This is a genomic window from Brevundimonas sp., assembly GCF_044239655.1.
Classification (GTDB): domain Bacteria; phylum Pseudomonadota; class Alphaproteobacteria; order Caulobacterales; family Caulobacteraceae; genus Brevundimonas.
This window is the reverse complement of the sequence record NZ_JBIIAY010000120.1, coordinates 1-9,215: the sequence shown is the minus strand read 5'-3', so window position 1 is coordinate 9,215 and position 9,215 is coordinate 1. Positions and strand designations below refer to the sequence as shown.

Below are 9,215 nucleotides of genomic sequence, written 5' to 3'. Positions count from 1 at the left end.
TATACCACGACAGACTCTCGGGCGTGCCGTAGCGCAGCCACTCGTCCATGGTCAGGCCGTTGCCCTTGGACTTGGAGATCTTCTTGCCTTCGATGTCGAGGAACAGCTCGAAATTGAACCCCTCCGGCGGCGTCCCGCCCAGCGCCCGACAGATCTTGCCGCTCTCGCGCACGCTCTCGATCAGGTCCTTGCCCGACATCTCGTAATCGACGTCCAGCGCGACCCAGCGCATCGCCCAGTCCGGCTTCCACTGCAGCTTCACATGGCCGCCGGTGACGGGCAGCGTCGTCCGACCGCCGACCGGATCGTCGAACGAGATCGTCCCCGCCTCGACGTCGCGGCTCAGGGTCGGCACCTGCAACACATGCCCCGTCGCCGGGCTGACCGGCAGGAAGGGCGAATAGGTCGCGCGGCGTTCCTCGCCCAGGGTCGGCAGCATGATCGCCTGAACCGCATCGAACCGCGCAAGCAGCGTCAGCAGCACCGCATCGAACCGCCCCGACCGATAGGTCTGCGTCGACGACATGAACTCGTAATCGAACCCGAACCCGTCCAGGAAAGCCCTCAGCCGCGCATTGTTGTGCGCCCCGAAACTGTCATGCGTCCCGAACGGATCGCGCACGACCGTCAGCGGCTTGTGCAGGTCCTCGGCCAGCATCCCGGGGTTGGGAATGCCCTCCGGCACCTTCCTCAACCCGTCCATGTCGTCGCTGAACGCCACCAGCCGCGTCGGCCAGTGATCCCCGGTCAGCGCGCGAAAGGCATTCCGCACCATCGTCGTCCGCGCCACCTCGCCGAAGGTCCCCATATGCGGCAGGCCTGACGGGCCGTAACCCGTCTCCAGAACGACCGGCCGCTGCAAGGCCGGAAAGACGCTGAGCGCCTCGTCCGCCTTGCCGCTATCGATCAGCGCCCGGGCCGCCGCCACATCCTCGGCCGCCAGCCGCTTCTTCAGCACATGACCCAGCAGATTGCGGGCCTGTTCGAACGGCCAGGACTTGGCGTCACGCGCCAGGGTTTCGAGGTTCTGCAACATAGGGCGCGGTTTGACCCGGCAAGGACACCCCGTCAACCGACCCGTGGACGGCTATCCCGGACCTCGACTAGGATCGTCGGTGACAGAGATCGATCATGCCATCATCGCAGACATTCATCCGCTTCGCCGCTTTCGGCGGCCTCGTCCTGTCGCTGCTCGCCGGGCCGACCCACGCCCAGGGACGGCAACTGCCCGCTGGTCCCTACACCCTGTTCGCGGGCAACGGCGCGTCCGCCAACTTCATTGTCGAGAACTCTGTTAGCCCCTCCGGTGATCGGGTTCGACTGAGCACCTACCGAATCTATGCACAGGGCGTGCCCCTCTCCCGGGGTGTGATGGATCAGGAGCTCAACGAGATCGAGATCAACTGTGCCGCCCGGACCTGGCACCTGTTCGGCTCGCACGGGTTTTCACCGAATGGGGACTGGATTTCCTCCCTGCCGGCCGAACCCGAGACTGCAATCCAGCCCAATCAGACCTGGGATTTCGTGGCCAAACTCGTCTGTGGCGAGGCCCGGATGCCGGCCAGCGCGACGGTCCAGGGTCCAGCCGCCGCTCGCGCCCTCGGGCTATCGCGGCTGCGCGGATCATAGACGCCTGCGGGCGGCGGACCCGACACCCTGTCGCGTCACCGACTTGACCCCTTGCTCCGGGCATGGCCATTGCCCCAACCCGGAAAAGCTCCTCATGAAAACCGCCGATTTCGATTTCGACCTGCCCGAGGACCGCATTGCCCTGCGGCCCGCCGAGCCGCGTGATTCCGCACGCCTGCTGGTCGTCCGGGGCGGCGAGTTGGCCGACCATACGATCCGCGACCTGCCGGGCTTCCTGCGCCCCGGCGACGCCCTGGTGTTCAACGACACGCGCGTGATCCCCGCCAGACTGTCGGGCGTCCGCGAACGCATAGGGCCGGAGGGCGAGACCCTGACGGTCGCCGTCGAGGCCACCCTGCATCACCGAGACGGCCCCGCTGTCTGGTCCGCCTTCATGAAGCCGGGCAAGCGGCTCAAGGCGGGCGACCGCATCATCTTCCAGACCCTGACCGCCACCGTCACAGACAAGTCCGACGACGGCCTCGTCATCCTGACGTTCGACGTCACCGGCCCCGCGCTCGACGACGCCATCCGCGACGTCGGCGTCATGCCCCTGCCCCCCTATATCGCCGCCAAACGCCCCGAGGACGATCGCGACCTGACGGACTATCAGACCGTCTTTGCCGAACACGACGGCTCCGTCGCCGCGCCGACGGCGGGCCTGCATTTCACCCCCGCCCTGCTCGAGGCCGTGCGCGCGGCCGGCGTCTCGACCCACGCCGTGACCCTGCACGTCGGAGCCGGCACCTTCCTGCCGGTCAAGGCCGACGACACCGCCGACCACAGGATGCATTCCGAATGGGGCGAGATCAGCGCGGAAACCGCCGCCGCCCTCAATGCCGTCCACGCTGCCGGCGGCCGCATCGTCTGCGTCGGCACCACCAGTTTGCGCCTGCTGGAATCGGCCGCGACGCCCGACGGGGTGATCCACCCCTTCCACGGCGACACCGCCATCTTCATCACGCCGGGCTACGCCTTCCGCGCCGCCGACGTCCTGATGACCAATTTCCACCTGCCGAAATCGACCCTGTTCATGCTGGTCAGCGCCTTCGCCGGGCTCGACACCATGCGCGCCGCCTATGCGCACGCCATCGCCGACGGCTATCGCTTCTATTCCTACGGCGACGGATCGCTGCTGTTTCGCGCCTGGTCTCCCCTCCCCATGGGAGAGAGGATCAGCTAGGGGCTCGCCCATGCCCTTCCCCTTCGACATCTCCGCCACCGAGGGCCGCGCCCGCACCGGCGTTCTGAAAACTCCGCGCGGCGACATCCGCACCCCCGCCTTCATGCCCGTGGGCACCGCCGCCACGGTCAAGGCGATGACGGTCGAACAGGTGAAGGCCACCGGGGCCGACATCCTGCTGGGCAACACCTATCACCTGATGCTGCGCCCCGGCCCCGAGCGGCTGGAGCGGCTGGGCGGGCTGCACAAATTCATGGGCTGGGACAAACCCATCCTGACCGACAGCGGCGGCTTCCAGGTCATGTCCCTGGCCGGCATCTCCAAGGTCAAGGAAGAGGCCGTCACCTTCGCCAGCCATATCGACGGGTCGAAACACGTCCTGTCTCCCGAACGCTCGATCGAGATCCAGGCCGACCGTATCGGCGCCGACATCTCGATGCAGCTGGATCAATGCGTCGCCTACCCGGCCGAAAAGCCCGCCGCCAAGGCCGCGATGGAGCTCTCCATCCGCTGGGGCGCCCGCTCTAAGGCCGCCTTCGGCACCCGCGAGACCCAGGCCTTGTTCGGCATCCAGCAGGGCTCGACCTTCGAGGATTTGCGTCGCCAGTCCTCGGACCAGCTTCAGGAGATCGGCTTCGACGGCTACGCCATCGGCGGGCTTGCCGTCGGCGAGGGCCACACCGCCATGTGCGAGGTCCTCGACTACGCCCCCGACATGCTGCCCGCCGACCGTCCCCGCTATCTGATGGGTGTCGGCAAGCCGATCGACCTGGTCGAGGCTGTCTGGCGCGGCGTCGACATGTTCGACTGCGTCCTGCCGACACGGGCCGGTCGCCACGGCCAGGCCTGGACCTGGGACGGCCCCATGAACCTCAAGAACGCCCGCTTCGCCGAGGACCAGGACCCGCTCGACCCGACGATCGAGGGACCGTCATCGCAGTATTCGAAAGCCTATCTGCACCACCTGATCCGCGCCGACGAGATTCTCGGCAAGACCCTGCTCAGCTGGCACAACATCGCCTTCTTCCAGGCCCTGACGGCGGCGATGCGCGAGGCGATCCAGCACGGCCGCTTCGAGCAGTTCCGCCGTGACTTCCACGCCCGCCACACCTCGAACTGAGGCCCGCCATGATCCGCCTGTTCGCCGTCCTGTCGATCCTGTCCTGCGTCGTCGTCGGGGCACCCTCGCCTGCCCTCGCTCAAGCGGCGTCAGCCCCGGCCCCTTTCAATGAAGCCGCCGAGCGCGCGACGATCCTCGACACGATCGCGACCATGCAGGCCGCCTGGAATCGCGGCGATTACGCGGGCTATATGCAGGGCTTCAAGAACCCGGACGTGATCTTCGTTTCGGGCGGGCGGATCAAGAACGGCTGGCAGGGCGCGCTCGACGACTACATCCGCAACTACGGCCCGACACCCGACAGCCGGGGCACCCTGACCTTCTATGACATGACGGTGGAGTTCCTCAGCCCCGACGCCGCCCAGCTGATCGGTCACTATCGCCTCGATCGGCCGGAACGTCCGATGGAGGGAATCAACACCCGCCTGTTCCGCAAGATCGACGGCCGCTGGGTCATCGCCCTCAACCACGTCTCGGCCTATGAGGTCGCGCCATGACATCGGTTTCCTACTGACGAGTTGGATTATCACAGGTAGAATCGCTTAGATGATCGTTGATTAGTCGATATTCGGCTTGACGGAGGTGCGTAAGCATCGCCAAAAGCTACTCATGGGTAGACAAATCACCCTCGCGGCCTCGGTCGCCATCCTCGCCGCGCCTGCCGTGTTCAGCACACCCGCCGACGCCCAGACCCCCTCGGTCTCGGCCGTCGCCGACGTCGTCGTCACCGCCGAACGGCGCGACCGCAGCCTGGGTCGCACCCCGCTGTCCGTGACCGTCGCGGCCCAGCCCCTGCTGGCGGGTGCCGGGGTCACCGACATCAAGGACCTGGCCATCCTGGCCACCGGCCTGCTGGTCGCCTCGACCTCGAACCAGACCTTCACCACGGCCCGCATCCGGGGCGTCGGCACGGTCGGCGACAACCCGGGTCTGGAGAGCTCGGTCGGCGTGGTCGTCGACGGCGTCTTCCGCGCCCGCAACGGCGTGGCCCTCGGCGACCTCGGCGAGGTGGAGCGGATCGAGGTGCTGCGCGGCCCGCAATCGACCCTGTTCGGCCAGAACACCACCGCCGGCCTGATCAATGTCGTGACCGCCCCGCCCCGCTTCACCCCGTCGGCGAAAGCCGAGGCCACCCTCGGGAACTACGGAGCCTACGGCGGCTCCCTGTCCCTGACCGGTCCCCTGATCGAGGATCGGCTCGCCGGGCGGCTGTATCTCTCGGCCCGGCGTCGCGACGGCTTCTATGAGGTCCGCACCGGGGCCGGCCCGCGCACCCGCATCGACGATCAGAACGAAGCCTATGAGATCGCGCGAGGCCAGCTGCTCTGGACCCCCGCCGACCGGATCCAGGTGCGACTGGTCGCCGACTATGCCCACCGTGATGAATACTGCTGCATCGGCGTACAGCTCAGGACAGGCCCGACCGCGGGCATCCTGGCCCTGCTCAGCCCCGATGGCGGCGTCGATCCAACCCCGGATCCACAGGCCCGCGTCGGCTATGCCAACCGCGCCACCCGGACCCGGGTCGAGGACGGCGGCCTGGCCATTCACAACCGGATCGACACCCGGTTCGGCCGCGTCGAGACCACGACCTCGGCCCGCCGCTGGGATGCACGGCTCAGCCAGGACTGGGACTTCACCTCCGCCGACATCGCCGTGCGCCCCGACGACGGCAGCTGGTCCAACCGCTTCGACACCCTCAGCCACGAAGCCCGTCTGACCGGCGCTCGCGGCCCGATCGACTACACCGTGGGCCTGTATCTGGCGCGCGAGACCCTGCATCGCCGCGATGCCTTCCAGTACGGAACGGCCTATGAGGACTACCTCGGCCGCGTCCTGACGCGTTCGGCGGCCAACCCTGTCGGCGTCGCGGGGCATGTCTCGACCCTGACCGGCCTGCCCCTCGGCCGCAGCTTCGTCGCGGGCCAGGGTCAGAAGGACACCTACGACCAGACCGCCGACACCGCCGCCCTGTTCGGCCAGACCACCTGGCAGGCCACCTACCGGCTCGGCCTCACCCTGGGCCTGCGATACTCCAGTGTCGGCAAGGATCTGGAGGCCCGCTACGTCAACACCGACGGCGGTGCGGCCTGCGCGGCGGCTCTGGCGCGCGGCATCACCAGTGCGACCCTCTGCCTGCCCTGGGCCAATCCGGCCTTCAACGGACGGGTCGTGTCCGAGAGCCAGACCGACGCTGGCTGGTCGGGCGTGGGCCGCATCGAATATCGACTGGCCGACGGCATGCTGACCTATGCCTCATGGTCGCGCGGTCGAAAGAGCGCGGGCTACAACCTCGACCGAGCCCAGACCGGGCTGGTCCCCGACGCCTCCACCGCCTTCGCCCCGGAAACCGTCGATGCCGCCGAAGCCGGTCTGCGCGCGACGGGACAGGACGGCCGGGTATCCGTCGCCGTCAGCGCCTTTCACCAGCGCTATCGGGATTTCCAGCTCAACACCTTCCTCGGCACGACCTTCCTCGTCCGCTCGATCCCCGAGGTGACCGCCAGGGGCGCCGAACTGGAGTGGACCGCCCGTCCCGTCGAGGGCCTGAGCCTGCAAGGCGGGATGGTCTATGCCCAGACCGAATACGGCGACCGGCCCGTCGCCGGTCTGCCCCTGCTGGCCGGCTCGCGGCTGTCGTTCGCGCCCCTGTGGTCCGGCACCCTGTCCGGCGTCTATGAGCGCCCCATCGGTGGAGGTCTGACCGCCCGCGCCACCCTCGCGACCAAGTATTCGTCGGCCTACAACACCGGCTCGGACCTGGCCCCGGAGAAGGTGCAACAGGCCTATTGGCTCAGCAACGGCTCGCTGGCCGTCAGCGATGCAGCCGCCGGCTGGTCCGTGGAACTCTGGGGCCGCAACCTGTCAGACGAGACCTATTCTCAGGTCGCCTTCGGCGCGCCGTTCCAGACGGGAACCCTGGGGGCCTTCCTCGGTGCCCCCCGCACGGTGGGGGTCACTCTGCGATTGACGCGGTAGGTCTCACAGGGCGTTCGCATACAGCGCCCGTGCCTGATCCTGATCGATCGGCACGGGATTGTTGACCAGCAACCGCTGCTGCTTCATCGCCTCGGCGGCCAGCAGGTCCAGGTCGCTCTCCGCCACCCCCACCATCGACAGCCGGTCGGGCAGGCCGCACTCGGCGCACATCGTGGTCAGGGCCTCGATCAGCCCCTGCCCCCTGGCTTCGCGCGAACCCCCAGCCAGCGACGGCGAGACGATCTCGGCCAGCTCAGCATAATGGTCCAGCGCCGCCGCCATGTTGTGCCCCAGCACGTGCGGCAGCATCAGGGCGTTCGACAGGCCGTGCGGCACATGGAAATGCCCGCCCAGCGGATAGGCCAGGGCATGAACCCCCGCCACCGGCGCATTGGCAAACGCCACCCCCGCCAGATGCGCCCCCAGCAGCATCGCCCCGCGCGCGGCCCGGTCCTGCCCGTCCCTGACCACGGTCAGCAGGTTGCGGCTCAGCAAGTCCAGCGCCTGTCGCGCCATCATGTCGGACATCGGGTTCTTGAGGCGCACCGAGGTGAAGGCCTCGATCGCATGGACCATGGCGTCCACACCCGTCGCCGCGGTGATGTGCGCAGGCAGCCCCACGGTCAGCTCCGCGTCCAGAATGGCCCAGTCGGCATAGAGGGCGGCCGACACCACCCCCTTCTTTTCAGCTCCGCCGACGGTGACGATGGCCACGGCCGTCGCTTCGGACCCGGTTCCCGCCGTGGTCGGAATCAGCACCAGCGGAAGCCGTCGCCCCCGGGCCTGATCGACACCGTATATGGTCTCCAGCGCATCGCCTGAGCCGATCAGATAGGCGACCAGCTTGGCCACATCCATCGGACTGCCGCCACCCAGACCGACCACGGAACCGACCCCGGCCGAACGCCCCGCCTCGACCGCCGCCAGCACCGTCGCCGCCGACGGATCGGCCTCGACCGCATCGAAGATCACCACCGTCCGCCCGGCACCTTCCAGCGCCCGGATCGCCTGATCACACAGCCCCAGCCGACGCACACCGGCATCGGTGACGAGCAGTACAGCTCCCTCCGGCACCAGATCGGCCAGCCGACCGCATCCGCCTGCCCCCAGATGAAGACGGGGTCCATAGTTGAAATCAAAGGCCTGCATGGCTCACATTCCGTCCGTCGTCCCCGATGACAGTCGGGGCTCTGGCCGTTTCAGTCAAACTCAAGATGGGGGCGGGATCGCGTCGCTGTGGCCCGGCCTCGGTCAACTAGCCCGGGGCGCGCAGCACGCTCGCGACCGCTTCCTCGATCATCAGGGTCTGGAGATCCAGCGAGCCACGATCGAAGAAGGGGTCAAGGAGTTCGAACCTCAACAAGCGCGCCAGACCGAAGATCGACGTCCAGAAAGAAACAGCCCTCACCACGTTCTGCTCGCCTTCAGGCTCCCCCCGTGCGGAAGCGACGGCACCCACCACGATGTCGAAGGCCTGGCGGAAAGCCGGGCCGAGCGCGGGATCGACTGGATGCGTCAGCTCGCTCTCGTACATCAGCTCGAACAGATGAGGGTTCTCAAGGCTGAAGGCGATGAAGCTGCGAGCAAGGTCGGCGAGCACGCGCCTCGGATCGGCAGCGCCGTCATGAACGATCTTGGCGGCGGCACCATTGATTTGCCGGAACCCTTCGAGAGCAAGGGCGCAGAGCAGGCCCCGGCGCGTCCCGAAATGATAGTACGGCGCACCGGGCGACAGGTTCGCGCAAATCGCCAGCGCCCTGACCGATATCGAGGCGTGGCCCGCCGTTCGCAGATGGTCGAGCCCGCAACGCAACAGATCGCGCTTTGAATCTTCGCCGCTGGAATCCTGCGTCGCTGCGTCGGAACTACCGGTGTCCATGGGTCCGTCATTGCCCGCGAAGTGGGGGAGTGACAAGCCTTGCCCACTCGTTTAATCAGTGATTAATTGATCAGTGATTAACAACTGCAAGGGGATGGAAATGGCGGAATCCAGAGGGCGTATTGCGGTCATCGGGGCGGGTCCGGGGGGCATGGCAGCAGCCCTCGCCCTGATCCGTCTGGGGTTCGAGGTTTCGATCTATGAGCGGTTTGCCGAGGTCAAGGCGGCCGGAAACATCCTCAACCTGTGGCCACCGCCCCAGAAGGTTCTCAAGATCATCGGGGTCGATACGACCGACCTCGGAGCGCCCTGTCACACGATCTTCGCCAACGCCAAAGGCCGGATGCGCGCCGACGTGAGGCTGCCGGCCGAGGTCGAGGATGAGTATGGCGGCGGCTTCATCGGGCTGCTTCGGTGGGGTCTCT

9 protein-coding genes are annotated in these 9,215 nt (G+C 67.4%); 6 read left to right on the top strand and 3 right to left on the bottom strand.

Going from position 1 to position 9,215, the window contains the following annotated elements; genetic code table 11:
- Nucleotides 1-1,036 (bottom strand): lysine--tRNA ligase (locus ACILQR_RS13740; protein WP_395651961.1); only part of this gene is annotated, 1,036 nt, incomplete at its 3' end.
- Between the two features lie 95 nt (nucleotides 1,037-1,131).
- On the opposite strand from ACILQR_RS13740, the gene ACILQR_RS13735 reads away from it, so the two are divergent.
- The 5 genes from ACILQR_RS13735 to ACILQR_RS13715 all read left to right on the top strand — a co-directional run bounded on the left by ACILQR_RS13735 (nucleotide 1,132) and on the right by ACILQR_RS13715 (nucleotide 6,911).
- Complete coding sequence (locus ACILQR_RS13735) at nucleotides 1,132-1,629, top strand: hypothetical protein (protein WP_395651960.1); 498 nt, start codon at nucleotides 1,132-1,134, stop codon at nucleotides 1,627-1,629.
- 94 nt (nucleotides 1,630-1,723) lie between these two features.
- Nucleotides 1,724-2,812, top strand: coding sequence for a tRNA preQ1(34) S-adenosylmethionine ribosyltransferase-isomerase QueA (gene queA, locus ACILQR_RS13730; protein WP_395651959.1), 1,089 nt, complete (start codon nucleotides 1,724-1,726; stop codon nucleotides 2,810-2,812).
- 10 nt (nucleotides 2,813-2,822) lie between these two features.
- Nucleotides 2,823-3,932, top strand: a complete 1,110-nt coding sequence (tgt, locus tag ACILQR_RS13725; RefSeq protein ID WP_395651958.1) for a tRNA guanosine(34) transglycosylase Tgt — start codon at nucleotides 2,823-2,825, stop codon at nucleotides 3,930-3,932.
- 8 nt (nucleotides 3,933-3,940) lie between these two features.
- Complete coding sequence (locus ACILQR_RS13720) at nucleotides 3,941-4,429, top strand: YybH family protein (protein ID WP_395651957.1); 489 nt, start codon at nucleotides 3,941-3,943, stop codon at nucleotides 4,427-4,429.
- Between the two features lie 112 nt (nucleotides 4,430-4,541).
- A complete protein-coding gene (locus ACILQR_RS13715) occupies nucleotides 4,542-6,911 on the top strand; it encodes a TonB-dependent receptor (protein ID WP_395651956.1) in 2,370 nt (789 codons plus the stop codon).
- Nucleotides 6,912-6,914: 3 nt separating this feature from the next.
- Here the strand turns inward: ACILQR_RS13715 and ACILQR_RS13710 are convergent, their stop codons facing one another.
- Both ACILQR_RS13710 and ACILQR_RS13705 read right to left on the bottom strand, forming a co-directional pair.
- Entirely contained in the window at nucleotides 6,915-8,060 is a 1,146-nt protein-coding gene (locus ACILQR_RS13710; RefSeq protein WP_395651955.1) for an iron-containing alcohol dehydrogenase, read from the bottom strand.
- Nucleotides 8,061-8,166: 106 nt separating this feature from the next.
- Nucleotides 8,167-8,790 (bottom strand): TetR/AcrR family transcriptional regulator, encoded by a 624-nt coding sequence (locus ACILQR_RS13705; RefSeq protein WP_395651954.1) that lies wholly within the window; start codon nucleotides 8,788-8,790, stop codon nucleotides 8,167-8,169.
- A 151-nt stretch (nucleotides 8,791-8,941) separates the two neighbouring features.
- On the opposite strand from ACILQR_RS13705, the gene ACILQR_RS13700 reads away from it, so the two are divergent.
- On the top strand, nucleotides 8,942-9,215 hold a 274-nt coding region (locus tag ACILQR_RS13700; protein WP_395651953.1), incomplete at its 3' end, for a hypothetical protein.

Bases quoted from the DNA above. Each gene is read 5' to 3' on its own strand.
- ACILQR_RS13735 (WP_395651960.1), top strand. From the start codon at position 1,132: ATGCCATCATCGCAGACATTCATCCGCTTCGCCGCTTTCGGCGGCCTC.
- queA (WP_395651959.1), top strand. From the start codon at position 1,724: ATGAAAACCGCCGATTTCGATTTCGACCTGCCCGAGGACCGCATTGCC.
- tgt (WP_395651958.1), top strand. From the start codon at position 2,823: ATGCCCTTCCCCTTCGACATCTCCGCCACCGAGGGCCGCGCCCGCACC.
- ACILQR_RS13720 (WP_395651957.1), top strand. From the start codon at position 3,941: ATGATCCGCCTGTTCGCCGTCCTGTCGATCCTGTCCTGCGTCGTCGTC.
- ACILQR_RS13715 (WP_395651956.1), top strand. From the start codon at position 4,542: ATGGGTAGACAAATCACCCTCGCGGCCTCGGTCGCCATCCTCGCCGCG.
- ACILQR_RS13710 (WP_395651955.1), bottom strand. From the start codon at position 8,060: ATGCAGGCCTTTGATTTCAACTATGGACCCCGTCTTCATCTGGGGGCA.
- ACILQR_RS13705 (WP_395651954.1), bottom strand. From the start codon at position 8,790: ATGGACACCGGTAGTTCCGACGCAGCGACGCAGGATTCCAGCGGCGAA.